This is a genomic window from Streptomyces sp. NPDC107538 (genome assembly GCF_055657445.1).
The window spans coordinates 432,607-457,210 of sequence record NZ_JBVKAY010000001.1; the positions used below are offsets into that span (position 1 = coordinate 432,607).

Genomic DNA, 24,604 nt, shown 5'->3' on the forward strand with positions numbered 1-24,604 from the left:
TCGTCACCGAACCGGACTTGGCCGAGAACGGTTTGAGATTCAAGCAAGTCTTGGGGATTCTGTGCAGAAGATCTGATTAAACTCTGGAATCCGTTCGAAGAGAGACCGCACGTGAGTGAACCGACAGCCCCCGTCTGCCCGCAGTGCGGCACGCCCCGGGCGACGGACGGCACCCCCGCCTGCGCCTGCGGGCGCCTCGCGTCGGACGCTCACCGGGACGACCGCACGGCCCAGGCCGAGGCCGCGGAGGACTTCGATCCGGTCCGCATCCGCCCCTTCGTAAAGGTCGGTGGCGAGACCGCTCCGGCCGACAGCCTGGAGGAGCCCGAGGACGAGCCGGACGTGGCGACAGCGGCGCCCGTCGCCACGGCCCGCGCCCTCGACGAGCGGTTCGCGGCCGACGAACAGCTTCTGGGCGACGCACCACATGCGGCCGACCGCGCCGACGGCGGCCGTCGGCACGGTCGAGCCGCGCTGGCCGCCGGGGCGGGCGTCGCCCTGGCGGCTGTCCTGGTGATCGGAGGGGTCACCGGCGGATTCTTCTCGTACGAGGCGCCCACACGGGACGGTTCGGGCCCCGGCGACATCCGGGCGGACCTCCCCGAGGCGGCGGCCGGAGCGCGGACGGCGTCGTCGACGGTGACCCCCTCCTCCTCCACCACCACCTCATCGGCCTCGCCGTCGCGGACCGCGTCCCCCTCGCCGGAGGCGACCCCGACCGAGAGCCGGGCCACCCCCACCCGCTCCACCACCCCGACCAGGACCCCGTCCGACAGCGACGCCACGGCCACGGCGGCCCCCGCGCCGACCCAGTCCGCCGGACGGCCCCCCGTCCTGGACCTCGGCGACCAGGGCGCCGAGGTCACCGAACTCCAGCTCCGCCTGGCCCAGATCGGCTTCTACAACGGCGAGGCCGACGGCGACTACGACCGCGAGGTCCAGAGCGCCGTCCGCGGCTACCAGCTGACCCGCGTCCTCCTGGAGGACGAGTCCGGCGTCTACGGCGAAGCCACCCGCGCCTCGCTCGAAGCCGAGACGTCGGAGCCCTGACGCCCGCCCGGCGTCACCAGTAGTCGGGCAGGCTGTAGCGCTCGGTGTGGGTGGCGTGCCACTCGTGGTTGCCGGCCACCCAGGCGGCGAGCCCGGTGGCGTAGCGCCCGGTGAGCGGGCAGGTGGCGGACAGGGCCGTGGACTCCTCCTCGAACGCGTCCATGATCCGGTTGTGGATCTCCACGGCCTGCAGATAGGCGGCCTTCAGCCCGCACCGCTCGTTGGCGGCGATCACCTTGGGCAGGTTGAGGTGGTCGGGGTCGTTCGCCATCTCCCTGGCGAAGGAGTACAGGTCGTTGACGATCGTGGCCGCGTTCCCGGCCAGCGCGGTGATCCGCTGGACCTCGGGCCGGGCGTAGAGGGCCTCCGGCAGCTCCCAGCCGTCCACGGCGTCGACGACCGCCAGACAGGGCCGGAAGTTGTTGAACTGCCGCATCACCAGGTACTCCCACACCTGTGGCAGGTGACCGGCCTCGGCCCAGGCGGCCTCGCCGAGATACCCCAGATGCAGCCGGGCGAGATCGTGCACGAGCCGGTCGACCTGGCTGGGGGTGGCGAGGGCGGCGTAGTCGCGCAGCGCGTGGTGGTACGACCGCAGCGGACCGTCGGCCCGTACGCCGTGGCCCCAGCGCTCCTCCGTCGCGGGGGTGCTGTGCAGCGGGTCGAGCGCCGACTGGGCCATCAGCAGCCGGGCCCCGAGACCGCGCGGCGAACCGCCCTTGCCCTCGTCGACCTCGCAGTAGAGGTTGTCGACCAGATGCTCGGCGAGCAGCAACTTCCCGGCGGCGGTGAGGTGTTCGAGGCCGACGCCGCCCGGATGCGCCAGTACGATCGCCCGGCCCAGCCCGAAGCGCGCGAACTGCCCGCTCCACTCCCGGGGGAACAGCTCCAGCCGCTCCGCCCACTCCTCCAGCCTCCGGTCGACCTCCGCGACCTTCGCCGGGTCGGCGGGCACGGCGGGCCGGTGGCGCAGCCCGGGGACCGCGCCACCGCGCCGGTCCCGCCGGGTACGGGCGAGGCCGGGCGGCCCCGGCAGCCGGGTCCGGGGCGGCGCGTCGGCCACCGACGGCTCGCTCATTCCGGCATCCAGCCGATCTGTACGTTCTCCAGGATTCCGGCGGCGTCGGGCACCAGCACGGCCATCGAGTAGTAGGCGGTGACCAGATAGCTCATGATCGCGGTGGTGTCGATGCCCATGAACCGCACGTTCAGCGACGGCTCGAACTCCTCGGGGATGCCCGTCTGGCGCAGCCCCACGACGCCCTGGTCCTTCTCGCCGGTGCGCAGCGCGATGATGCTGGTGGTGTGCTGCGGGGTGATCGGGATCTTGCTGCACGGGAAGAGCGGCACCCCGCGCCACGCGGGCATCTCGTGCCCGTCGACGTTCACCGTGCCGGGCACCAGACCGCGCCGGTTGCACTGCCGGAAGAACGCAGCGATCGCCTTCGGATGGGCCAGGTACAGGCGGGTCTTGCGGCGCATGGAGAGGAGTTCGTCCATGTCGTCCGGGGTCGGCGGCCCGGAGAAGGTGCTGATGCGCTGCCCGTAGTCGATGTTGTGCAGCAGCCCGAACTCGCGGTTGTTGACCAGCTCCCACTCCTGGCGTTCGCGGATCTCCTCGATGGTCAGCCGGAGTTGCTGCTCCGTCTGGTTCATCGGGTGGTTGTAGAGGTCCGCGACCCGGGTGTGGACACGCAACACCGTCTGGGTGAGGGAGAGTTCGTACTCGCGCGGCGCGAGGTCGTAGTCGACGAAGCCACCGGGCAGCGTCAACTCGCCCACGTGCCCCGCCTCCAGGGGAACATCGGCCTCGCCCTTGCGGTTCATCGGCTTGCGCTGCCGCTCGACGAACGCCTCGAACTGCGCCGCGAGGGACGGTGTGCGCTCCACGAACGCCATCAGCACGTCCCAGTTGAGCGCCAGCACCACCCCGGCCGTGTCGGCCCGCACCGAGCTGAGCCACAGCGGGTCGGCGTGCCCGATGGCCTCGTCGCCCAGCCCGTCACCGTCGCTGATGACGCCGAGGACCTCTTCCTCGCCGTACTTGCCGGTGGTGTACCGCGTGAACCGGCCGTGGACCACGAGATACGCCTCGGTCACCGGCTGCCCGGCGTCCACCAGCACCTGGCCGGCGCGCACCTCCCGCACCCGGAACTTCGCGGAGATCTCCCTGAGGGCCGCGAGGTCGGCGTAGCCGCGCAGCGCCGGCAGTTCGGTGAGCGTCTGCGGGATGACCTTGACGTCGTCGGCGCCGTTCTGGTCGAACTGCACCCGGCCCCGGCCGATCCGCAGTTGGAGCCGGCGGTTGACCCGGTAGGTTCCGCCCTTGACGTCCACCCACGGGAGCGTCTTCAGCAGCCACCGTGAGGTGATGGCCTGCATCTGCGGTTCGGACTTGGTGGTCGTCGCGAGCTGCCGCGCGGCCTGGGTGCTGAGGCTGGTGAACTGCGGTTCGTCGGCTGGTTCCGGTGCGCTTTCGGCGGAGTTGACGGGGGCGGTCACATTCCCTCCCGATCGGTGGGCGCGGATGCGCGGACATGCGGGGACGCGTCCGGAGACGGACGTCGTCCACTGCGGGGGCGCGGAACTCGGGTGGCGCGCTTACGACGTGGTCGTGGGCGGATTCCGAGGCGACGGCCGCCGGAAGGCGGCTGTGGGGCGACATGTGCGGATGGGCGGAACGTGTCGCAGACACAGCCAAACAGGCGGGGCGGCCGGTCGGGCACCGCGTGAAAGGGGCGACTTCGCGTCCCAAGGATGCGGAAACCACCGAACGAGGCAGACCTGCGGCCGCCGTGTGCCCGCGCGCCCCGCGTTCGCCTCCCGCGACCGGCGCGGAAAGCGCGGAGGGCGCGGAAGGCGCACGGTGGGCCACGCACGCCGAAGGGGCCGCCCGGAGGCGGCCCCTGATCAGCGGTGATTCACCGGCCGGCGGTCACCCGTGGCTCACCAGCGCGGCAGCCGCAGCTCGTACCCCGGCTGGATCCGGCGCATGTACCCGGTGTCGTCCCGGGACCGCATCCCCGAGTCGACGTACAGCCTGTGCAGCCGTTCGAGGGCGTCGTGGTCCAGCTCCACGCCCAGCCCGGGTCCGGTCGGCACCGCGACCGCCCCGTCCCGGATCTCCAGCACGCCCGGCACGATCACGTCGTCCGCCGAGTTCCACGGGTAGTGCGTGTCGCAGGAGTGGTCGAGGTTGGGGATGGCCGACGCCACATGGGTCATCGCGGCCAGACTGATGCCCAGGTGCGAGTTGGAGTGCATGGACAGCGCCAGCCCGAACGCCTCGCAGACGGCGGCCAGTTCACGGGTGCGGCGCAGCCCGCCCCAGTAGTGGTGGTCGGTCAGCAGCACCTGGATCGCGTCCTGCTCGACCGCCGGCCTCAGATGCTCCCAGGCGACCACGCACATATTGGTGGCGAGCGGCATCGGCGACTCCTTCGCCACCTCCGCCATCCCGGGGATGGTCGCGGTCGGATCCTCCAAGTACTCCAGTACGCCGTCCAGTTGGCGGGCCACATACGTCGAGGTCTCCACCGTCCAGGCGGTGTTGGGGTCCAGTCGCAGCGGCTGCCCGGGGAAGGCCTCCGCCAGTGCCCGGATCGCGGCGATCTCCTCGTCCGGCGGGAAGACACCGCCCTTCAGCTTGAACGACCGGAATCCGTACCGCTGTTGCATCAGCCGCGCCTGTTCGACGACGCCGGCCGGGTCCAGGGCCTCGCCCCAGTCGTCCCGGACCGCAGGGCGGCCGTCGAGCGCGGGGTGTTCGGCCCACTTGTAGAAGAGGTACGCGGCGAAGGGCACGGTGTCGCGGACCCGGCCGCCGAGCAGATCGCTGACCGGGCGGCCGAGGAGCTTGCCCTGCGCGTCGAGGCAGGCGACCTCGACCGCCGAGGTGGTCCAGCCGCGCTCGTGGGAACTGGGCACGGTCGGCCGCAGCACGGTGTCGATCGCGGCCGTGACGGCGGTGGTGTCGAAGACGTCCAGTCCGACCACGGCCTTCGCGGCGGCGTCGAGCCGCTCCAGCCGGACGGTGCCGCCGGTCGACTCGCCGAGCCCCACCGTGCCGTCCTCCAGGACGAGTTGGAGGATCGTCCGCAGGGCGAGGGGCTCGTGGACGCCGTTGGAGTTGAGCAGCGGCGGGTCGCGGAAGGCGATCGGGGTGACGATCAGCTCCCGGATCCGGGTGCCGTGGGTGCCCGGGTTGCCGGTGCCGTTCGGGGTCACGCGCCCACCACCTCCAGACCGTGGCCGATCAGCGTGGCGAGCCGGGCCACATGCTCCGGCGTCGGGTCGACGAGCGGGGCCCGTACGCCGCCGACGTCCAGGCCGCGCAGGGTCACCCCGGCCTTGACCAGCGCCACCGCGTACCCGGGGACCTCGTCGCGCAGGGCGACCAGCGGGCCGTAGAACTCGTCGAGCAGTGTGGCCACCAGACCTTCGTCGCCCTCGGCGAGCGCCCGGTGGAAGGCGAGGGCGATCTCGGGGGCGAAGGCGAACACGGCGGAGGAGTACAGGCCGACGCCGATGCCCTGGTAGGCGGGCGCGGTCATCTCGGCGGTGGGCAGCCCGTTGAAGAACTGGAAGTCGTCCGTGCCCGGCACGGCCCGTACCGCGCGGACGACGCGGTGCATCCGCTCGATGTCCCCGATGCCGTCCTTGAGGCCGACGACCCCGGGCAGGGCGGCGATCTCGGCGGCGGTGTCGGCGGTGAGCCGGGCCGTGCCGCGCTGGTAGAAGACCACCGGCAGCGCGGTGGCCCCGGTGACCTCCTCGACGTACCGCACCAGGCCCCGCTGCGGTGCGCTCACCAGATAGGGCGGCAGCAGCAGGATGCCGTCGGCGCCGGCGCGTTCGATCCGGGCGGCCTGGTCGCGGGCGACCGGGGCCGGGCCTCCGGCGGCGGCCAGCACGGGCACCCGCCCGGCCGTCACCGCCACGGCGACCCGGGTGGCCCGCTCGATCTCCTCGGTCGTCAGCGCGTGGAACTCACCGGTGCCGCAGGCGACGAACACGCCCCCGGCACCGGCCGCGACCCCGGCCTCGATGTGCTGTGCGAGCCGTTCCTCGTCCAGTGAACCGTCCGCGGCGAACGGTGTGACCGGAAAGAACAGCACTCCTTGGAACTTCATGTCTCCCTCGATTACGGGGTTGGTGGGGGTCAGCCCTTCGTGGCCCCGGCGGCGATGCCGGCGACCAGCGAGCGCTGGAGGAGCAGATAGACGAGGAGGCTGGGCACGAGCGCGATGACCGCGCCCGCGAGGACGACGCCCGAGCCGACCTCGGGGTCGGTGCGCAGGATGGAGAGAGCCACGGTGACCGTGTAGTCGGTGGGGTCCTTCGCGGCGATCAGCGGCAGCAGGTACTGGTCCCAGATCATGATGAAGCCGAGGACCCCGGCCACCCCGAGCGCGGGCTTGCACAGCGGCAGGACGACCTGCCACAGCATCCGCAGCTCACCGACACCGTCGAGGCGCGCGGCCTCCTCGATCTCGGTCGGGATGTCCTTCATGAACTCGGTCAGCAGCATCACCGAGAAGCCCCAGGCGCCGAGCGGCAGGATGACGCCCCACACGGTGCCCTTCAGATCGATGCCGACCACCGGGACATGGCCGAGGACCAGGGACAGCGGGATGGCGATGACCTCCTCGGGGAGCATCATCGTCAGCATGAACAGGGTCATGATCAGCGCCTGGCCCCGGAACCGGTGCCGGGCCAGCGCGTACGCGGCGAGCACGCACACCGTGAGCTGGAGCAGCAGTCCGCCGCCCGCGATGACCAGCGAGTTGGTGAAGTAGTCCCAGATACCGCGCTCCCCGGCCACCCGGAAGTTCATCAGGGTGCTGTCGTGCGGGAGGAACGTGAGCGACGAGCCGCTGGGGTGGGTGCTCAGGGCGCCGGAGAGGATGGTCAGGAAGGGCACGGCGAAGACGCCGAGCGCGATCGCGCAGAGCACGATCCGCAGCACCCAGGAGGCACCGGGCCGGTCGTTCCAGCCGAGCGCGGTGTCGAACCGGGCGGGGGTCGTACGGGCCTGCCTTCCGGTTCTCGCGTTCGATGTGCTCGATGTGACGGCCTCGTCGGACGACGACGGCGTCCGGACCGGGCCGAGGGCCGGTGCGCTCATCGCACGTCCCCCCTCTTGCGGAAGTAGTTGACGGAGACGGTGAGCAGCAGCGTCACCGCGAGCAGGACGACGGAGGCCGCCGACGCGCCGCCGATGTCGTTGCGGGTGAAGCCGAGGGTGTAGGCGCGGGTCATCCACACCTCGGTGGACCCGGCGGGACCGCCGCCCGTGAGGACGTACACCTCGGTGAAGACCCGCAGACCGCGGATGGCGGCCAGGGTGAGGACGATGCCGATGGCCGGCCGGATCGCCGGCAGGGTCACGTACCGCAGCCGCTGCCACAGCGAGACGCCATCCATCGCGGCGGCCTCGTACAACGTGCGGTCCACGCCCGCGAGTCCGGCGAGGATGATCACCATGTTGTAGGGGGCGGTCATCCAGATGCCCATCACCATCGTGGCCCAGAGCGCGGTGTCCGGGTTGTCGAGGAACGGGGTCGGGCCGAGGCCGAGGAAGCCGAGGGCGCTGTTCACCAGGCCGTCGGAGGTCGGGTAGTACATCAGCCGCCACAGCTCGCCGACGACGGCGGTCGCGGTGACGACCGGCAGGAAGACGGCCGTGCGCATGATCTTCAGCGAGCGGGCCTGGCCCTCCAGGAGCAGGGCCAGGAAGAAGCCGACGGCGATCGCGCCGAGCGACTGGCCTATGCCGAGGAGCAGGGTGTGGCCGACCGCGTCCTGGAAGCGGTGGTCGGTCAGGACCCGGGTGTAGTTGTCGAGGCCGACCCACTTGTCCCCGAGGAAGGGCCGTACGTCGAAGAAGCTGAGCCAGATGCCCTTGCCCATCGGCAGGAACTTGAAGACGAGGGCGAGCAGCAGGCCGGGGGCCAGGAACAGCCAGGGCAGGACGGCCTTCTTGCCGAAGACCCGCCTGAGGAGCGCTCTGCGCCGGTCGGGCGCGAGGGCGGACGCGGTGGTCGCGGTGGTGGCGGTCATTTCAACAGGTCCTGGTCCTTGAGGTCACCGGCGAGGGTGTCGTTGAGTTCCTTGAGACTGGAGCGCACGTCGCCGCCGCAGTACGTGAAGACCGCGTTGAGGGCGTCGGCGGTGTCCTGCTTGATCGGCGCGAAGTCGGGCGCGTTGGGGAACTGCTCGGAGGCGTCCTCGTAGGCCTTCTGTACGACGCTCCAGCGCGGGTCGTCCCGTACCTGGGCCGCGTCGAGCGTCGCGTTGACGGGGATGCGGACCACGGGCTGGTTCTTGCCCGTCATGGCGAGCTTCTGGCCCTCGGGGGAGATCAGGAAGGCGGCGAGGGCCTGCTCCTGCTTCGTCTTGCCGGTCTTCGCGCCGAAGTAGATGTTCTCGCCGTCGGCCAGCACCGTGGACCCGGCCGGGCCCGCCGGGAAGGGGACCACCTCGTACGTGTCCTTGCCGGGCGTGGTGTCGTAGGTGGCGATGTTGTACGGGCCGGTGAGGTACATCCCGGCGTTGCCGTCCTGGAAGTTGGTGGCGGTGCCGGTGATGGCGCTGACGGCGCCGGGCTGGATGACACCGTTGTCACCGCAGAAGAGGTTGTCCTTCATCCAGCTGACGGTGCGCACGGCGGCGGCCGAGTCCATGGCGGGGCGGTAGCCGGTGCCGTCCTTCTCGATGATCTTGGCGCCGCCGGACCAGAGGAAGCTGGCGCCCCACCAGGCGGCGTAGCCGTTCTGGGCGCTGCCGGGGACGACCATGCCGTAGGTGTCCTTCTTGCCGTCGCCGTCCGGGTCGCGCTCGGCGAAGGCCTTCGCGACGCTGAGCATCTCCGCCCAGGTCGTCGGCGCCTTCAGGCCCAGCTTCTTCAGCCAGTCCGTGCGGATCATCAGGGTCTGGGCCTGACGGGAGTACGGGATGCCGTAGTGCTCGCCGTCGACGCCCACGGTGGAGGCCCAGGTCTTGGCGGTGATCTGGTCGTGGCCCTCGATGGAGTCCGGCTCGATCGGCTTGAGCAGGCCCTGGCTCTGGTAACTGCCCATCAGTGCCGTGTCGTTGATCATCACGTCGGGGAGGTCCTTGGTGGACGCCCGGCTCTGGAGCTGCTGGTCGAAGTTGATGACCGGCTGGTAGTCGATCTTGATGCCGGTCTTCTCGGTGAAGGCGGCGAACACCCGCTCGTACGTGGCGGCCGGGTCCGGATTGCTCCGGGTCCAGACCTCCAGCGTGTTCGGGTCACCGCTTCCGGCGCTGTCGGACCCCGATCCGCAGGCCGCCGCACCGAACGCGAGTCCCGCGACGGTGATCATGGCGGCCAGGCGGCGACTTCGTCGGCGAACGCCCATGGGCACACTCCGTTGTTCTCCCGGGCCGTCCGCCCGGCTGTTCATATCCGTGAACTCACTTCACGAATCTAAATGATCGGCCAAGCTACGGAGCGTTTCGTTCGCATGTCAAGACATGCGGCGGAGATTTCACGGGCGTCACACCCGACCCCTGCGGGATCCTGTGAGGCGTCCGAGGGCAGGAGACGGGAAGCCCGCGGCGCACGACATCGGGAGGTGGTCCGCCGTGACCGACCGCACGGCACCGAGTGCCCTGGCCGCCCGGCTCACCGGCCGCACGGCGACCGGCGAACGCCGACGCTCCGGGACCCTGACCGAGGTCGCCCTCGACGACGGCCGGACGGTCCTGGTCAAGCTGGGCGACGGCCCCGGCGCCGCCCGGGCGGAGGCGGCGGGGCTGCGCTGGCTCGCCGCGACGGACACGGTCCCCGTGCCCACGGTGTACGGCCATGACGCCGACCGTCTGGTGATCGCCCTGGTGCGGCAGGGGGCACCGAGTGCCGAGGCCGCCGTCCGACTCGGCGCCGACCTGGCCGCCCTGCACGGCGCGGGCGCGCCCGCCTTCGGCGCCCCGCCGCCCGGCGGCCCACGGGAGGCGTACATCGGACGCGCGCCCATGCAGAACATCCCGGGCCCCGACTGGCCGGCCTGGTACGCCGAGCACCGCGTCCTGCCGTATCTGCGCGCCGCGGTCGACGGCGGTACGGTCCGCCCGGCCGAGGCGGCGGTCTTCGAGGAGGTCTGCGCCCGGCTGCCCGACCTGGCGGGCCCCGCCGAGCCGCCCGCCCGGCTGCACGGCGACCTCTGGAACGGCAACGTCCTGTGGGGCGCCGACGGCCGTGCCCGGCTCATCGACCCGGCCGCGCACGGCGGCCACCGCGAGACCGACCTCGCGATGCTGGCCCTCTTCGGCTGCCCCCACCTCGACGCGGTGCTCCGGGGCTACGAGCAGGCCGCGCCCCTCGCCGACGGCCGGCGGGACCGCGTGGGCCTCCACCAGCTCTTCCCGCTGCTGGTGCACACCGTGCTCTTCGGCCGGGGCTACGCGGAACAGGCCCTTCGAACGGCTCAGGCGGCGCTCGCGCGATGAGCGCGGGCGCCGCCCGGAGCGACGTAGGCGGCGAGGAGAGCGAAGGAACTCGGTTTCATTTGGAGTGAATGAGAAGGAAGCCCCTTCATGGCCTCGCCGCCGGCCACGCTAGCACTCAGTGCGGGATCAGGTCGCGCAGATTTTCGAGGGTGATGACCCGGGAGTCCGGGTGCAGCCCCTCGGGGCGTTCGAGACCGATGTACGTCACGGGCTCGTCCGGCACCGCCCCGCCGTCCCACAGCTCCATGATCGTGGTGTCACGGCACATCAGGTCGGCCAGGAAGCCCACCGTCAGCTGCTCCCGCTCCACGAGGGCCCGCACCAGCTTCGACACCGACGCCTGGTTCTCCTCGACCCGGTTGGCCGACGAGAGGCCCTTCAGATACAGGTGCAGCCACTTCGCCCGCCACCGGCCGTCGTCCCCGCGCCGGAACGCCAGCGGCAGCGCCACCCTGCCCACTCCGCGCAGGTCGGACTTCATCCGTACCGTGCGCGGTTCGAACGGCCGGCCCTTCTGCTCGCCGTCGCGCAGCATGAACCCGAAGAACGACTCCTCGACCTCCTCGAAGCCCTCGCCCGCGTAGATGTTGACCTGCGGCACGATGAACGTGCTGCGCACCCGCTCCAGCGTCAGGTCGATGAACTCCGAGGCCCCCTCGGGCGCCTCGGTGACATCGCCCGAGTGCCGGCCGCCGACCGCCGTGAGGGAGGTGTAGGACAGCCAGGAGTCGGTGCTGTAGTCGGAGTGCAGGAGCAGCGCCGACAGGTCGTAGTCGGTGCGGTGCTCGGTCTCCTTCCAGTACACGAAGAAGCGCAGGCGCTCGCCGTCGACCTCGGAGACCGAACCGCGCGGCAGCACACCGAGCCCGGCCGCGGTCGCCCGGCCGCTCAGCGGCAGCGCCACGTCCAGCACGTCGGGGTCGAGCAGCAGCCGGTCCGGCACCGGGAGCCGGCCGCGCAGCTCGGCGTCGAGGGCGGCGATCAGCCGGTCGCGGTCCGCGTCCGGCACCGACGGCCGGAAGTCGGGGGTCACCCAGGCACGGCCCCGGCGGTTGACGAAGACCCGGAGTTCACCGCTCTCCCGCACCCGGTTGTGGAAGTGCTCGCGCACCGCGAGCACGACCCGGCCGGAGACCTGCGGCGCGGCCTCCACCGCCGCGGCCACCACCGCGTCCCGCTCCGCCTGGTCGGCGGCGATGCGCAGCAGCAGGTCCAGGGCACGGAACAGCTTGCCGGGAGCGGACGTCAGCAGGGTCGCCGCCCCGACGACGTCGAACGCGTCGAGCAGCTGCTCGACCCGGCTGTCGAAGGACCGCGCCTCCTGCTCGCCCCGGGCGACGGCGAACACCTCGGCGGCGTGCGGCCAGCGCGGGTACTCGTGCGGGTGCAGCCGCTCACCGAGCCGCTTGAACGGCTCCCGGTGCGCGTGCACATCGGCGAGCTTCGCCGGGTTCGCCGCGACCACGGCGTCGAGGCCCGCGAGCAGCCCCCGGCGCACCGGCCGCGACAGCTTCCGGAACCGGGTCGGCTCCTGGAGGGTCACATCACCGCCGGACAGCGCGCAGGCCAGCCGCAGCACATCGGTGACGGTGTCCAGGAGCAGGTCCGCGCCCACGCCGAGCCGGGCCTCGTTGACGACCGCCCGGTTCTCCCGCACCGGGATCCGCTCCGGCTGCGGACCGAGCGCGCACCGCCCGGCGAGCACCTTGAGGTCCCCGAGGTGCTCCTCGCCCAGCGGGGTCGTGCTGCCCGCCAGGGCCAGATACAGGGCGGTCAGCTCGTCGTCCAGCTCGCGGCCGAGGTGCAGCACGGTCACCCGGTCGCCGGCCGAGGCGATCAGCTCGTCGTGGGCGGCCAGCATGTCGTCGTACGTGTGCTGGTACCTGCCGTACCTCGGGAGGGTGAGCAGGTCCACCACGCCCCGCACCACCTGGGCGATCGTGGCGGCCCGGGTCGTGTCGTCGCTCAGCGCCTGGGCGACGCACCGCATCCAGAACTCCTCCGTCTCCGGCACATTGGCCGGGAAGTCGATGAAGTAGGAGTTGTGCCGGACGTGGTCGCCCACCATCTCGCGCACGGTGCGCAGCGTCCGCGTGGCGGTGTGCACGACCGCGGCCTCGGACAGCCCCGACAGGCGCGCCAGCAGATCCGTCGACAGCTTGAAGCCCACCGACATCAGCGCGGTGTCGAACTGCCGCGCCACGGTGGCACCTTCCCCCGCCGACCCCCTGGGGGCGGGAAGACGATGAGTGTGCCGGAGGACCAGCGATTCGGGATTCTGCGCCATTCCGGGATGATCGCAGAGGTGTGCGATGCGACGCACAGGGGTTTTCCGCTCCCCCCGCGCCTACACCTGTACGTGCGCCTCCAGCCCGCGCCGCGCATGCGCGAGGAACCCGGCGAGGGCGACCTCGAAGGCCGCGTCCGCGCGCCCGGCGCCCACCGCGTCCAGCGCCCGGGCCAGCCGGGGTGTCGCCGACTCGTCGGTGATCTCCCACATCGCCACGGGGGCGGCGAGGTCCAGAGCCGAGCCCAGGACGACGTTCTCCAGGGCGACCAGTACCGGCATCACGTCCGGGAGGGGGAAGCCCGCGTCGAGGAGCAGGGTGACGGCCCGCTCGTACTGTTCGAGGACGCGCGGGGCCCGTACCGGGGAGGTCATCAGCAGCGGGATGGCCCGGGGGTGGGCGGCGAAGGCGGCGCGGTAGGAGCGGGCCCAGGCCTCCAGGGCCTCGTCCCAGGGGCGCAGATCGAGGGCCGAGACGTCGATGCCCGCCGCCACCCGCTCCCGCAGCAGCTCCACGATGCCGTCCCGGCCGTCCACATGGTGGTACACCGAGCCGGTCTGCACCCCGAGCCGCCGGGCGATCTGCGGAACGCTGAACTCGCCCTGCTCATCGAGGAGTTCCAGCGCTGTGGTGGTGATGCGCTCCCTGTCGAGCAGGGGGGTGCGCGGCCGTCCCATGGTGTCCGTCCCCTCCGGGGTCTTCCCAGTAGTCCAGGTGAAGGCTACATTGCGAAAACCGAAAGCCTTTAGGTTTACGGGCTCAGGTCACCCCGCACGGCCCGGTATCCTCGTCCCTGCCCGCAGCCAGAAGGGCTTTCCCTCATGACTGTCACCCCCGACGCGACCGCCGCCGGCCCGGCCCGGAACGCGGCCTCCCCGGCCCCGTCCCTGCGCACCGGCACGCTCGGCACCACCGACATCGCCTTCTTCGTCGTCTCCGCCGCCGCCCCGCTCACCGTGATGGCCGGCGTCGCCCCGCTCGCGATCCTGATGGGCGGCATCGGCGCCCCCGTCGGCTATCTCCTCGCCGGGCTCACACTCGCCGTCTTCGCCGTCGGCTTCACCACCATGAGCCGCCATGTCCGCAGCGCCGGCGCCTTCTACGCGTACATCACCCGCGGCCTCGGCCGCCGGGCCGGCATCGGCGCCGCGCTCCTCGCGCTCATCGGCTACAACGGCATGGAGATCGGCGTCTACGGCCTCCTCGGCACCGCCGCCCGCGACACCGCCGGCGCCCTGTTCGGCACGGACATCCCCTGGCTGCCCGTCTCCCTCGTCGGCCTGCTGCTCATCGGCTGGGCGGGCTACCGGTCCATCGACTTCGGCGCCAAACTCCTCGGCGTCCTGCTCGTCGCCGAGACCGGCATCCTCGTCCTGCTCGCCGGGGGAGTGCTGATCAAGGGCGGCGCCGACGGCCTCTCCCTCGCCTCCTTCGCCCCCGGCAACGTCATGGTCTCCGGCATGGTCGCCGTCCTGGCCTTCGCGTTCGCCGCGTTCACCGGCTTCGAGTCGACCGTCATCTACCGCCGCGAGGCCCGCGACCCGGCCCGTACGGTGCCCCGCGCCACCTACCTCGCCATCGGCTTCCTCGGCCTGTTCTACGCCTTCATCGTGTGGACCGTGATCCAGGCCTTCGGCGACGCCCAGGTCATCGCGGCGGCCGGCGCCAACCCCGCCGACCTGTTCTTCTCCGCCATCACCACGTTCGTGGGCCCCTGGGCGGCCGACCTGATGCGCATCCTCATCGTCACCAGCGTCCTCGCCTCCCTGCTCGCCTTCCACAACGCCATCAACCGCTACGGCCTCGCCCTCGCGGAGGAGGGGATCCTCCCCAAGGCCCTGGCCCGCGTCCACCCCCGCCACCGCTCCCCGTACGTCGCCGGCCTCGCCCAGACCGTCCTCGGCGCGATCGTCGTCCTCGCCTTCGCCGCGGCCGGCGCCGACCCGTACATGCAGCTGCTGCTGTGGGTGAACACCCCCGGCATGCTCGCCCTGATGCTGCTGCAACTGCTCGCCGCGCTCGCCGTGCCCTTCTACTTCCGGCGCGTCACCCACACCGAGGGCGCCCTGCGCACGGTCGCCGCCCCCGTCGTCGCGGCGGTACTCCTGACCGGCGCCATCGCCCTGGTCGTCACCCACCTCGACCAGTTCACCGGCGCCTCCACGACCGTCAACACCTTCCTCGCCGCCCTCGTCCCGGCCGTCCTCGTCATCGGTCTCGTCCTCGCGTGGTGGCTGCGCCGGGCCCGGCCCGAGGTGTACGCGAACTTCGCCGCCGAACCGCCGGCCGACCCCGGCGACTGACGCCGTCCCCGGGCGCCGATCACCCTCGGCCCCCGGCCGACGAGCGCCCCTCGGCCGACCGCCGCCCCCGCCTCACCACCGGAGGAGACCTCTCCATGCCCACCGCCGACCTCGTCATCACCGGCGCCCACGTCCGCACCCTCGACCCGGAGCGGCCGTACGCCACCGCGGTCGCCGTCCGCGACGGTCTGATCGCCGCCGTGGGGGAGACGGCGGACGTACGGGACTGGCGCGGGCCCGGCACCGAGGTCGTGGACCTGGGCGGCGGCCGGCTGGTGCCCGGCCTGGTGGACAGCCACAGCCACCCCGTGTGGGGCCTGGACATGGCCACCGGCATCGACCTCACCGCCGTGACCGACCTTCCCGGACTGCGCGCCGCGCTCACCTCGGGCGCGCGGATCGACGGCTGGGTCATCGGCTACGGCCTCGACCACAACGTCTTCGCCGGGCGCCCCATCGACCGCGCCCTCGTCGAGGACGTCCTCGACGGCGCCCCCGCCTTCCTGCGCCTGTACGACGGCCACTCCGCCCTCGCCAGCGGCGCCGCGCTCAAGGCCGCCGGCATCACCGGCCCCCGCGCCTTCGCCCAGCGCTCACACCTCGCCGTCGACCCCGACGGACGGCTCACCGGCCATCTCGTCGAGCACGCCGCGATGGGGCTGCTGGAACCCGTCATGCCCCGGCCGTCCTACGCCGAACGCCGCGCCCGGCTGGGCGAGTTGCTCCGCGAGATGGCCGCCACCGGACTCACCGGCGCCCATGTCATGGACCTCGGCGACCCCGACCTGGTGGGCGCGGTCGCCGAGGAGTCGGTGCTGCCGCTGCGCCTGCGCTTCGCGCCCTGGTGCATGCCCGGCGCCGACGCGGACGACCTCGCGGAACTCGTCGCCCTGCAGAGCCGGGGCGGGCGGCACTGGCGGGTGGGCGGGGTGAAGTTCTTCATGGACGGCACGGTCGAGGGCGGCACCGCCTGGCTCGACCACCCCGACTGCCACGGCCAGGGCACCGACGCGTTCTGGCCCGACCCGGCCGCGTACAGCGACGCCGTACGGCGGCTGCACCGGGCCGGGGTGCGTACGGTGACCCACGCGATCGGGGACGCCGCCGTGCGCCATGTCCTCGACACGGTCGCCTCGCTGGGGCCCGGGGGGCGGCTCGCGCACCGGGTCGAGCACATCGAGTCGGTGCCGGACGAGCTGGTGGCGCGGTTCTCGGAGGTGGGGGTGATCGCCTCCCTGCAGCCGCCGCACACGGACTTCACCCGGGCCGACCTGTCCGACGAGTGGTCGACTCGGCTGGGCAAGGAGCGTGCGGAGCGGGCCTGGCGGTTGCGGGATCTGCGCGACGCGGGTGCGGTCGTCGCCCTCGGGTCGGACTGGCCCATCGCCCCCTACGACGCGCGGGGCGTGCTGGCGACGGCCAGGGAGCCGAGGGGGGCGGCGGCGTCGGGGCCCGGGCTCACGGGGTTGCAGGCGCTGGAGGGCTGTACGACACATGCGGCGCTGGCCGCCGGTGAGAGCGATGTCGCCGGTCGTGTCGCCCCGGGGCTGCGGGCCGATCTGACGGCCTTGGCGGTCGACCCCGTGGAGGCGCCCGCGGACGAGGTCGCCGACGCGGCGGTGCTGCTCACGGTGACCGGGGGCCATGTGGTGCACCGGGGGCTCTGAGGGAGACCGGGGGCTCTGAGGGAGATGGAGGGCTTGCGGTCAGGTCTTGGCCGCAGGCCGTCCGTGGCTGGTCGCGCAGCTCCGCGCCCCTGACGGGGCGCGTCGCCGCCGGCCCGGAGTCGTCAGGCCCCGGCGTCGCGGAGGTCCTTGACCCGCTTCAGCTTGCCCACTGAGCGCTCCAGGGTCTCCGGGTCCACGATCGTCACCTCCACCGTGACGCCCACCCCGTCCTTGACCGCCTGGGTGAGGGCCGAGGCGGCCGACGTCCGCTGCTCCGGGCCGGTGTCCGGCCGTGCTTCGACCCGGACGGTCATATGGTCCAGGCGGCCCCGGCGGGTCAGCTGGATCTGGAAGTGCGGGGCCACGGCCGGGGTCCGGAGCACGATCTCCTCGATCTGGCTGGGGAAGACGTTCACCCCGCGCAGGATGATCATGTCGTCGCAGCGGCCGGTGACCTTCCGCATCCGGCGGAAGGCGGGCCGTGCGGTGCCGGGGAGCAGCCGGGTCAGGTCGCGCGTGCGGTAGCGGATGACCGGCAGGGCCTCCTTGGTGAGGGAGGTGAAGACGATCTCGCCCTCCTCGCCCTCGGGCAGGACGGCGTCCGTGACCGGGTCGACGATCTCCGGAAAGAAATGATCTTCCCAGATGTGGAGGCCGTCCTTGGTCTCCACGCACTCCTGCGCGACACCCGGGCCGATCACCTCCGACAGACCGTATATGTCGACCGCGTGCAGACCCGCCCGCTCCTCGATCTCCCGGCGCATCTCCTCGGTCCACGGCTCGGCCCCGAAGATGCCCACCTTCAGCGAGCTGGTGCGGGGGTCGATGTTCTGCTTCTCGAACTCGTCGAGCAGGGTGAGCATGTACGACGGGGTGACCATGATGATCTCGGGGCGGAAGTCCTGGATGAGCTGGACCTGCCGGGCGGTCATGCCACCGGAGGCCGGGATCACCGTGCAGCCGGCGCGCTCGGCCCCGTAGTGCGCGCCGAGGCCGCCGGTGAACAGGCCGTACCCGTAGGAGATGTGCACCTTGTGCCCGGGGCGCCCGCCGGCGGCCCGGATCGAGCGGGCGACCACGTCCGCCCACAGGGAGAGGTCGTTCTCGGTGTAGCCGACGACCGTGGGGCGGCCGGTCGTGCCGCTGGAGGCGTGCACCCGGCGTACGTCCGCCATGGGCACGGCGAACATGCCGAAGGGGTACGTGTCCCGCAGATCTGCCTTGGTGGTGAACGGGAACCGGGCCAGATCGTCGAGGGAGCGGCAGTCGTCGGGGCGCACCCCGGCCGCGTCGAACTTCTTCCGGTACAGCTCCACGTGGTCGTACGCGTGGCGCAAGGTGGCACGCAGCCGGTCGAGCTGGAGTTCCCGCAGCTGCTCGGGGGCGAGGCGCTCGCCGTCGTCGAGCAGGTCGTGGGGGAGGGGTTCGCCCAGGGCGCTCATCGTGCTCCTTCGTGCCCACCGCACCGTGAGCCGACCGACCATTCGGTTGCCGTGCGTCACCGTCATGTAATCGAGGGGGCTCGGCGCCTGTCAAGAAGGCGCTGATCGCGTACGGGGGGCGTGCGGGTCTTGCCCGGCCGCTCGAATCGCGTCACACTGGTACCGAACGAATGGTCGGTTGGTAGGTCGGTTCGGGTTGGGAAGCTGGTATCGATGAGGACGACAGACTCCGCCGGGGCGCCGTCGCGGGCCGACGAGGGGCCTCCGGACGCCGAGGACGCTCTCCGGGAGCACTTCGAGGCGACGATCGCGCGGGATCAGCGGATCGAGCCGCGCGACTGGATGCCCGAGGGCTACCGGAAGACGCTCGTGCGTCAGATCGCGCAGCACGCGCACTCGGAGATCATCGGCATGCAGCCCGAGGGCGAGTGGATCACCAAGGCGCCCTCGCTGCGCCGCAAGGCGATCCTCTTCGCCAAGGTCCAGGACGAGGCCGGCCACGGGCTCTACCTCTACTCGGCGGCCGAGACCCTGGGCGCGGACCGCGCGGACCTGACGCGGCGGCTGATCGAGGGCCGCCAGAAGTACTCGTCGATCTTCAACTACCCGACGGCGAGCTTCGCCGACGTGGGCGTCATCGGCTGGTTCGTGGACGGCGCGGCGATCTGCAACCAGGTGCCGCTGTGCCGGAGTTCGTACGGGCCCTACGCGCGCGCGATGGTGCGGATCTGCAAGGAGGAGTCGTTCCATCAGCGGCAGGGCTATGAGCTGCTGCTGACGATGATGCGCGGCACCGAGGCGCAGCGCGCGATGGTCCAGGACGCGGTGGACCGCTGGTGGTGGCCGTCGCTGATGATGTTCGGCCCGCCCGACGACGCCTCGCCCAACTCGGCGCAGTCCATGGCCTGGAAGATCAAGCGGCACAGCAACGACGAGCTGCGGCAGCGCTTCGTCGACATGACCGTCCCACAGGCCGACAAGCTCGGCGTCACCCTCCCCGACCCGGAGCTGCGCTGGAACGCGGAGCGCGGCCGGCACGACTTCGGCACCCCCGACTGGGCCGAGCTGAAGCGCGTGATCACCGGCGACGGACCCTGCAACGACCAGCGGATGGAACGCCGGCGCACCGCCCACGAGGAGGGCGCCTGGGTGCGCGAGGCGGCCACCGCCCACGCGGCGAAGCGCGGCGAGCGAGCCCGGAAGGGGACGGCGGCATGACCGGCACGAACAAGGGCGACTGGCCGCTGTACGAGGTGTTCGTACGCGGCAAGCGCGGGCTGAACCACGTCCATGTGGGCTCGCTGCACGCCGCCGACGACCAGATGGCCCTCACCCACGCCCGCGACCTCTACACCCGCCGCAACGAGGGCGTCTCCCTCTGGGTGGTGCGCTCCGAGCACATCGCCGCCTCCACCCGCGACGAGAAGGACCCGTTCTTCGAGCCCAGCGCCGACAAGGTGTACCGCCACCCCACCTTCTACGACATCCCCGACGATGTCCCGCACATCTGAGGAGCAGGGTATGGAGGGGCAGGGCATGGCGGAGCAGGGCAGGGAGGAACAGGGTATGAGTGACGACCACGTCTACCTGACCCTCGCCGAGGGACACGAGGACGACGCCCGCTGGGCCTACGGCACGGGCTTCGAGGACCCGCTGCACGGCGTCGACACGACCGTGCCGGAGGGCGTGGACTTCGCCGAACTGGCCGCCGACTGCGTGGCGTTGGCCGACGACGCCCTGGTCTCCGCCCAGCGGCTCGCCGAGTGGACCACCCGCGCGCCCGAGCTGGAGGAGGAGGTCGCCCTCGCCAACATCGGCCTCGACCTCCTCGGCCAGGCCCGGCTGCTGTACTCCCGCGCCGGGCAGGTCGACGGCACCGGGCGCGACGAGGACGCGTACGCCTACTTCCGGGACGCCGGCGACTTCCGCAACGTCCGCCTCGCCGAACTCCCGTGCGGGGACTTCGCGTTCTCGATCGTCCGGCTGCTCGTCCTGTCCAGCTGGCGCCTCGCCCACTTCGAGCGGCTCACCGGTCACCCGGACCCGGTGCTCGCGGCGATCGCGGCGAAAGGCGTCAAGGAGCTGACGTACCACCGGCAGTACGCCGCCGAGTGGGCCGTGCGGCTGGGGGACGGCACGGACGAGTCGCACCGCCGGATCCGCAAGGCGATGGAGCAAGTCGCCCCGTACTTCGGTGAGTTGTTCACCGCCTGCGACGTACGGGACGAGGTCGCCGCCGTGCTCCGCCAGGTCACCGAGGCGGCCGGGCTGCCGATGCCGGTGTACCGGCCCCTGTCGGGCGCGGGCCGCACCGGCGACCACACCGAACATCTGGCGCCGCTGCTCGCCGAGTTGCAGAGCGTGGCCCGCGCGCATCCGGAGGCGACATGGTGACCACGCCGACCGAGGCCCGCTCCGCCCGGCGCGCCCGGCACATCGCCGAGCAGGTGCCGGACCCCGAACTGCCCATGCTGACCCTCGCCGAACTGGGCGTCCTGCGGGACGTGGAACTGACCGACGACGGCACCGTGGTCGCGAGCCTGACCCCCACCTACTCCGGGTGCCCGGCGATGGCGGAGATGCGCGCGGACGTGGCGGCACGCCTGCGCGCCGCCGGGTACGAACGGGTGGAGATCCGCACGGCCCTGCACCCGCCCTGGACCACCGACTGGATCACCGAGGCCGGCCGCCGCAAGCTCACCGAGCACGGCATCGCCCCGCCCGGCGCGGCCCCCCGAGGCCCGGTCCCCCTCCTCCTGTCCGCCACCCGGCGGTCGGTCGCCTGCCCCCGCTGCGGCTCGGCCGACACCGAGGAGACCTCCCGCTTCGCCGCCACCTCCTGCAAGTCCCTGTGGCGCTGCCACAGCTGCCGCGAGCCGTTCGAGCACGTCAAGGAGATCTGATGGAAGGCCTTCAGGAAGAACCGACGGGAGGCCTGCGGGTGGGGACGCGAGGGCCGATGGGTGCCGCCGAGCCGGCTGCGGCCGCTTCGGACGCGCCCGCGTCGGACGCGGCGGGACGGCCTGCCTCGGGGGTCTTCGGTGTTTTGGAGGTGGCTTCTTCGGGTGACTCCGGGCAGCCCGGGCCGGTCGCCTCCGCCGCCCCCGCGGTGGGCTCGCGCGCCCGCCGCCGCCCGGCCTTCCACGCCCTGCGGGTGGCCTCCGTGCAGCCGCTCTGCGAGGACGCCGTCGCCGTCGGATTCGAGATCCCGGCGGAGCTGGCGGAGGAGTTCGCGTTCGCGCCGGGGCAGTCGCTGACCCTGCGGCGGGAGATCGACGGACGCGACGAACGCCGCTCGTACTCGATCTGCTCGCCGGCCGGTACGGCGCCGCGCATCGGGGTGCGGGTGGTGCAGGGCGGGCTGTTCTCGTCGTGGCTCGTCGGTGACGTACGCCCCGGCGACACCGTCGAGGTGATGGGCCCGACCGGATTCTTCACCCCGGACCTCACCGCCCCCGGCCATCATGTGCTGATCGCGGCCGGCTCCGGCATCACCCCCATGGTCTCGATCGCCGAGTCGGTGCTCGCCGCCGACCCGCGTTCGACGGTGACCCTCTTCTACGGCAACCGCCGCACCGGCACGGTGATGTTCGCCGACGAGCTGGCCGACCTCAAGGACCTGTACCCGGCCCGGTTCCACCTCGCCCATGTGCTGTCCCGTGAACCCCGCGAGGCCGAGATGCTCTCCGGCCGCCTCGACGCCGAGCGGCTCTCGGCGCTGATCGGCTCCCTCGTCGACGTCGGCACGGCGGACCACTGGTGGTTGTGCGGCCCGCACGGCATGGTCCGCGACGCCCAGTCGGTCCTGACCGCCCTCGGCGTCCCCGCCGACCGCGTCCACCAGGAGTTGTTCTACGCCGACGACGAGCCCGTCCGGGAGGCCCGGCACGAGGAGGCTGTCGCCGAAGGCCCGGTCAGCGAGGTCACCGTCACGCTCGACGGCCGCACGACCACGGCCGCGGTGCCGCGCGACCGCAGCGTCCTCGACGGTGCCCAACGCACCCGCCCCGACCTGCCCTTCGCCTGCAAGGGCGGTGTCTGCGGGACCTGCCGGGCGCTGGTCACGACCGGCAAGGTGGACATGCGGCGCAACTTCGCGCTGGAGCCGGCGGAGGTTGCCTCCGGCTATGTCCTGACGTGTCAGTCGTACCCGGTGTCGGAGACGTTGACGGTGGACTTCGATACGTGAGGGTTGGGGGCTGGGTGTCGGGTGCGGCCCGGCGGGGCTTCTCGCGCAGTTCCCCGCGCCCCTAAAAGCCCAGGCCCCTGCGGGCCTGAAAAGCGTCGGGCGCAGCCCATGCTTTTCAGGGGCGCGGGGAACTGCGCGAGAAGCCCCACCGGGCCCGCACCCGACAACGAACCCCACCGCCCCCTCCCCCCGGCTCACCCCTGATGCAGCCGCTCCACCAAGATGTCGATCACAAGCGGCGTACGCGGCCCGAAGCTGAGCAGCACCCCGTCCTCAAGGTCCACCACCCGCCGATCCATCCCCGCCGGCGTCTCCGCGATCCCGGGAATCTTCACCAGCCCGTCAACCCCACCCACCGACTCAAGCCCCTTGCTCATCATGAGGATCACATCGGGCTGAGCCTTGACGAGGGCCTCACTGGTGATCGGAGTGAACGGCTTGTCCAGCCCGGCCCCCACCCCCGCATCCTCCGCCCCGGCCGCGTCGATGAGCGAGTCCGCCCCCGACCCCTTCCCACCGATCAGATACACCGCGGCCGACCCCCGCATGTACAGGAACGCCACCTTCGGCCGGCTCCCCTCCGGCACCGCCGCCCGCGCCGCCTTCAACTCGCCCGCGAACCGCTCGTTGAGCGCCTTCCCGGCGGCGGGGACACCCAGCGCCTCCGCCACCCGAGTCGTCCGCGTGGTCACATCGGAGAGTTCGTTGGCCGGATCGAGGACGACCACGGGAATCCCGGCGTCCCGGATCTGGTCGACGGCCTCACCGGGCCCGGTGTCGGTGTCGGCGAGCACCACGGTCGGTTCCAGCGAGAGCACGCTCTCCGCGCTCACATCGTGCGCCTTGGTCACCTGCGGAAGGCCTTTGGCCTCCTCGAACGTCGCGGTGATGTCCCGGCCGACCACTTTGTCCCCGAGGCCCAGCGTGAACACGATCTCCGCGATGCCCCCGTTGAGCGGAAGAATCCGTGAGGCGTCCTCGACGGTGACCTTCCGGCCGTCGGAGGAGTCGACGGTGACGGGCAGCTTCGGCGTCGGCGCCGCACCCTCCAGCGGGACGAGGGAATTCGTCTTGAGCAGTTTCTGGGCCGCGGCCGCCCGGGCGCTCGCGGACGACGGCGACGGCTTCGCCCCCTTGTCTTCGCTGCCCCCGTCGCCGCCTGCGCATCCGGCCGCCAGCATCGCGAAAGCAACGGCAAGTGCGGCAACTCCCCTTCGGACGATGGTGAGTTGAGGTCTTCCGGACCTACGCATCGGACCGCCTTCCATGTCTACCGCTCCAACCGGGTGTTCGTTTACTTTAGGTTAGCCTTACCTGAGTTTCCTATGGTGGGAGTGCTGACACCGATGCACAGATGTGGCCTACGAGCCCTGCGCGCGGCCCCGGCGGCCGTCGCCGTCGCGAGTGCCCTGATCCTCTTCCCGGCCCCCTCGGCGGTGGCCGCCGGCGGCTCCGCGACCGGCCCCGAGGACCAGAAACTCACCGTCTCCAAATCCGCCGGACTCGACCCGGACGGCGAGACGGTCACCGTGTCCGGCACCGGTTACAACACCGAGAAGGGCATCTACGTCGCCTTCTGCGTGGACAACGGCGCCGGCAAGACCCCCACGCCCTGCATCGGCGGCGTCGACATGTCCGGCGACTCCGGTGCCTCGGTGTGGATCTCCTCCAACCCGCCTTCGTACGGGGAGGGGTTGGCCAAGCCCTACAAGGGCAGCGGGCACAAGGGCACGTTCTCCGTGTCGCTCAAGGTGCGGGCCAAGGACGCCAACACGGACTGCGCCAAGTCCGGTGTGACCTGCTCCGTGATCACCCGCAACGACCACACCCGGGGCGGCGACCAGAGCCAGACGGTCCGTATCCCGGTGACCTTCGCCGGTGCCGACGACGGCGGCAGCGGCGGCGACTCCGGCGCCGACAGCACCGCGACCCCGTCGGCGAGCGCGAGCACGACGACCACCGGCGGTACCGGCACCACCGGCGGCACATCGGGCGACACGACCACGTCGGACGACCCGCTGGCCAGCACCGGCAGCGCCGCCGTCCCGCTCGGCATCACCGCGGCCGGGCTGGTCGCGGCGGGCGGCGCGGCCTGGGTGTGGGCGCGCCGACGCCGTACCGCCGACGCGTCCGGCGCGAGCTGACGGCATGTCGACGACGGACGGCAGCCGTCCACATGACAGTCGACGCC

General features: G+C 72.0%; 21 protein-coding genes. 10 read left to right on the forward strand and 11 right to left on the reverse strand.

From position 1 onward, the window contains the following. Window positions 1–111 precede the first annotated feature (111 nt). Complete coding sequence (locus ACZ7MG_RS01900) at window positions 112–1,050, forward strand: peptidoglycan-binding domain-containing protein (protein WP_471385934.1); 939 nt, start codon at window positions 112–114, stop codon at window positions 1,048–1,050. 13 nt (window positions 1,051–1,063) lie between these two features. On the opposite strand, the gene ACZ7MG_RS01905 is transcribed toward ACZ7MG_RS01900, so the two are convergent. The 7 genes from ACZ7MG_RS01905 to ACZ7MG_RS01935 all read right to left on the reverse strand — a co-directional run bounded on the left by ACZ7MG_RS01905 (window position 1,064) and on the right by ACZ7MG_RS01935 (window position 9,434). Next, window positions 1,064–2,128 (reverse strand): family 2 encapsulin nanocompartment cargo protein terpene cyclase, encoded by a 1,065-nt coding sequence (locus tag ACZ7MG_RS01905; RefSeq protein ID WP_471385933.1) that lies wholly within the window; start codon window positions 2,126–2,128, stop codon window positions 1,064–1,066. Beyond that, entirely contained in the window at window positions 2,125–3,552 is a 1,428-nt protein-coding gene (locus ACZ7MG_RS01910; RefSeq protein ID WP_471385931.1) for a family 2B encapsulin nanocompartment shell protein, read from the reverse strand. Before ACZ7MG_RS01910 ends, ACZ7MG_RS01905 begins: the two co-directional genes overlap by 4 nt. Window positions 3,553–3,996: 444 nt before the next feature. Further along, window positions 3,997–5,277: a glucarate dehydratase family protein gene (locus ACZ7MG_RS01915; RefSeq protein WP_471385929.1), complete on the reverse strand. Its 1,281-nt coding sequence runs from the start codon at window positions 5,275–5,277 to the stop codon at window positions 3,997–3,999. Further along, on the reverse strand, window positions 5,274–6,182 hold the full coding sequence (locus tag ACZ7MG_RS01920; RefSeq protein WP_471385927.1) for a 5-dehydro-4-deoxyglucarate dehydratase: 909 nt from the start codon (window positions 6,180–6,182) through the stop codon (window positions 5,274–5,276). Before ACZ7MG_RS01920 ends, ACZ7MG_RS01915 begins: the two co-directional genes overlap by 4 nt. Window positions 6,183–6,211: 29 nt before the next feature. After that, the gene (locus tag ACZ7MG_RS01925) at window positions 6,212–7,177 is read right to left on the reverse strand and encodes a carbohydrate ABC transporter permease (RefSeq protein WP_471385926.1); all 966 of its coding nucleotides are present in this window, start codon (window positions 7,175–7,177) and stop codon (window positions 6,212–6,214) included. Continuing rightward, entirely contained in the window at window positions 7,174–8,112 is a 939-nt protein-coding gene (locus ACZ7MG_RS01930; RefSeq protein ID WP_471385924.1) for a carbohydrate ABC transporter permease, read from the reverse strand. The genes ACZ7MG_RS01925 and ACZ7MG_RS01930 overlap by 4 nt, the downstream gene beginning before the upstream one ends. Then, entirely contained in the window at window positions 8,109–9,434 is a 1,326-nt protein-coding gene (locus tag ACZ7MG_RS01935) for an ABC transporter substrate-binding protein (RefSeq protein WP_471385922.1), read from the reverse strand. The genes ACZ7MG_RS01930 and ACZ7MG_RS01935 overlap by 4 nt, the downstream gene beginning before the upstream one ends. A 226-nt stretch (window positions 9,435–9,660) precedes the next feature. Here ACZ7MG_RS01935 and ACZ7MG_RS01940 point away from each other — a divergent pair, with 226 nt between their 5' ends. After that, window positions 9,661–10,524: a fructosamine kinase family protein gene (locus ACZ7MG_RS01940; protein ID WP_471385920.1), complete on the forward strand. Its 864-nt coding sequence runs from the start codon at window positions 9,661–9,663 to the stop codon at window positions 10,522–10,524. Between the two features lie 115 nt (window positions 10,525–10,639). Here ACZ7MG_RS01940 and ACZ7MG_RS01945 read toward each other — a convergent pair whose 3' ends face one another. Both ACZ7MG_RS01945 and ACZ7MG_RS01950 read right to left on the reverse strand, forming a co-directional pair. Then, window positions 10,640–12,811: a TerD family protein gene (locus ACZ7MG_RS01945; protein WP_471385918.1), complete on the reverse strand. Its 2,172-nt coding sequence runs from the start codon at window positions 12,809–12,811 to the stop codon at window positions 10,640–10,642. A 60-nt stretch (window positions 12,812–12,871) separates the two neighbouring features. Beyond that, window positions 12,872–13,489 carry a TetR/AcrR family transcriptional regulator C-terminal domain-containing protein gene (locus ACZ7MG_RS01950; RefSeq protein ID WP_471385916.1) on the reverse strand — a complete coding sequence of 206 codons (618 nt, stop codon included), beginning with the start codon at window positions 13,487–13,489 and terminating at the stop codon, window positions 12,872–12,874. Between the two features lie 144 nt (window positions 13,490–13,633). Between ACZ7MG_RS01950 and ACZ7MG_RS01955 the strand changes: the two genes are divergently transcribed. Together ACZ7MG_RS01955 and ACZ7MG_RS01960 are read left to right on the forward strand one after the other, a co-directional pair. Then, complete coding sequence (locus ACZ7MG_RS01955) at window positions 13,634–15,115, forward strand: APC family permease (protein ID WP_471385913.1); 1,482 nt, start codon at window positions 13,634–13,636, stop codon at window positions 15,113–15,115. Window positions 15,116–15,210: 95 nt separating this feature from the next. Next, a complete protein-coding gene (locus tag ACZ7MG_RS01960; protein ID WP_471385911.1) occupies window positions 15,211–16,782 on the forward strand; it encodes an amidohydrolase in 1,572 nt (523 codons plus the stop codon). Between the two features lie 122 nt (window positions 16,783–16,904). On the opposite strand, the gene paaK is transcribed toward ACZ7MG_RS01960, so the two are convergent. After that, complete coding sequence (gene paaK / locus ACZ7MG_RS01965; protein WP_471385910.1) at window positions 16,905–18,224, reverse strand: phenylacetate--CoA ligase PaaK; 1,320 nt, start codon at window positions 18,222–18,224, stop codon at window positions 16,905–16,907. A 213-nt stretch (window positions 18,225–18,437) separates the two neighbouring features. On the opposite strand from paaK, the gene paaA reads away from it, so the two are divergent. From paaA to paaE, 5 genes are read left to right on the forward strand one after another with little or no spacing between them, the layout of a single operon-like run. Beyond that, window positions 18,438–19,442 (forward strand): 1,2-phenylacetyl-CoA epoxidase subunit PaaA, encoded by a 1,005-nt coding sequence (gene paaA / locus ACZ7MG_RS01970; protein WP_471385908.1) that lies wholly within the window; start codon window positions 18,438–18,440, stop codon window positions 19,440–19,442. Then, a complete protein-coding gene (paaB, locus tag ACZ7MG_RS01975) occupies window positions 19,439–19,735 on the forward strand; it encodes a 1,2-phenylacetyl-CoA epoxidase subunit PaaB (RefSeq protein ID WP_086785833.1) in 297 nt (98 codons plus the stop codon). Before paaA ends, paaB begins: the two co-directional genes overlap by 4 nt. Window positions 19,736–19,790: 55 nt before the next feature. After that, on the forward strand, window positions 19,791–20,618 hold the full coding sequence (gene paaC / locus ACZ7MG_RS01980) for a 1,2-phenylacetyl-CoA epoxidase subunit PaaC (RefSeq protein ID WP_471385906.1): 828 nt from the start codon (window positions 19,791–19,793) through the stop codon (window positions 20,616–20,618). Continuing rightward, window positions 20,612–21,127, forward strand: a complete 516-nt coding sequence (gene paaD / locus ACZ7MG_RS01985; protein ID WP_471385904.1) for a 1,2-phenylacetyl-CoA epoxidase subunit PaaD — start codon at window positions 20,612–20,614, stop codon at window positions 21,125–21,127. Before paaC ends, paaD begins: the two co-directional genes overlap by 7 nt. Further along, window positions 21,127–22,413, forward strand: a complete 1,287-nt coding sequence (gene paaE, locus ACZ7MG_RS01990; protein WP_471385902.1) for a 1,2-phenylacetyl-CoA epoxidase subunit PaaE — start codon at window positions 21,127–21,129, stop codon at window positions 22,411–22,413. The genes paaD and paaE overlap by 1 nt, the downstream gene beginning before the upstream one ends. Window positions 22,414–22,607: 194 nt before the next feature. Here the strand turns inward: paaE and ACZ7MG_RS01995 are convergent, their stop codons facing one another. After that, window positions 22,608–23,666 carry a heme/hemin ABC transporter substrate-binding protein gene (locus ACZ7MG_RS01995; protein WP_471385900.1) on the reverse strand — a complete coding sequence of 353 codons (1,059 nt, stop codon included), beginning with the start codon at window positions 23,664–23,666 and terminating at the stop codon, window positions 22,608–22,610. Between the two features lie 93 nt (window positions 23,667–23,759). Here ACZ7MG_RS01995 and ACZ7MG_RS02000 point away from each other — a divergent pair, with 93 nt between their 5' ends. Next, complete coding sequence (locus tag ACZ7MG_RS02000; RefSeq protein WP_471385898.1) at window positions 23,760–24,557, forward strand: LPXTG cell wall anchor domain-containing protein; 798 nt, start codon at window positions 23,760–23,762, stop codon at window positions 24,555–24,557. Window positions 24,558–24,604: the final 47 nt, after the last annotated feature.

Excerpts from the sequence above, each read along its gene's own strand:
- ACZ7MG_RS01905 (WP_471385933.1), bottom strand. The coding sequence starts at position 2,128 with ATGAGCGAGCCGTCGGTGGCCGACGCGCCGCCCCGGACCCGGCTGCCG.
- ACZ7MG_RS01920 (WP_471385927.1), bottom strand. The coding sequence starts at position 6,182 with ATGAAGTTCCAAGGAGTGCTGTTCTTTCCGGTCACACCGTTCGCCGCG.
- ACZ7MG_RS01925 (WP_471385926.1), bottom strand. The coding sequence starts at position 7,177 with ATGAGCGCACCGGCCCTCGGCCCGGTCCGGACGCCGTCGTCGTCCGAC.
- ACZ7MG_RS01930 (WP_471385924.1), bottom strand. The coding sequence starts at position 8,112 with ATGACCGCCACCACCGCGACCACCGCGTCCGCCCTCGCGCCCGACCGG.
- ACZ7MG_RS01935 (WP_471385922.1), bottom strand. The coding sequence starts at position 9,434 with ATGGGCGTTCGCCGACGAAGTCGCCGCCTGGCCGCCATGATCACCGTC.
- ACZ7MG_RS01945 (WP_471385918.1), bottom strand. The coding sequence starts at position 12,811 with ATGGCGCAGAATCCCGAATCGCTGGTCCTCCGGCACACTCATCGTCTT.
- ACZ7MG_RS01950 (WP_471385916.1), bottom strand. The coding sequence starts at position 13,489 with ATGGGACGGCCGCGCACCCCCCTGCTCGACAGGGAGCGCATCACCACC.
- ACZ7MG_RS01955 (WP_471385913.1), top strand. The coding sequence starts at position 13,634 with ATGACTGTCACCCCCGACGCGACCGCCGCCGGCCCGGCCCGGAACGCG.
- ACZ7MG_RS01960 (WP_471385911.1), top strand. The coding sequence starts at position 15,211 with ATGCCCACCGCCGACCTCGTCATCACCGGCGCCCACGTCCGCACCCTC.
- paaK (WP_471385910.1), bottom strand. The coding sequence starts at position 18,224 with ATGAGCGCCCTGGGCGAACCCCTCCCCCACGACCTGCTCGACGACGGC.
- paaA (WP_471385908.1), top strand. The coding sequence starts at position 18,438 with ATGAGGACGACAGACTCCGCCGGGGCGCCGTCGCGGGCCGACGAGGGG.
- paaB (WP_086785833.1), top strand. The coding sequence starts at position 19,439 with ATGACCGGCACGAACAAGGGCGACTGGCCGCTGTACGAGGTGTTCGTA.
- paaC (WP_471385906.1), top strand. The coding sequence starts at position 19,791 with ATGAGTGACGACCACGTCTACCTGACCCTCGCCGAGGGACACGAGGAC.
- paaD (WP_471385904.1), top strand. The coding sequence starts at position 20,612 with ATGGTGACCACGCCGACCGAGGCCCGCTCCGCCCGGCGCGCCCGGCAC.
- paaE (WP_471385902.1), top strand. The coding sequence starts at position 21,127 with ATGGAAGGCCTTCAGGAAGAACCGACGGGAGGCCTGCGGGTGGGGACG.
- ACZ7MG_RS01995 (WP_471385900.1), bottom strand. The coding sequence starts at position 23,666 with ATGCGTAGGTCCGGAAGACCTCAACTCACCATCGTCCGAAGGGGAGTT.
- ACZ7MG_RS02000 (WP_471385898.1), top strand. The coding sequence starts at position 23,760 with ATGCACAGATGTGGCCTACGAGCCCTGCGCGCGGCCCCGGCGGCCGTC.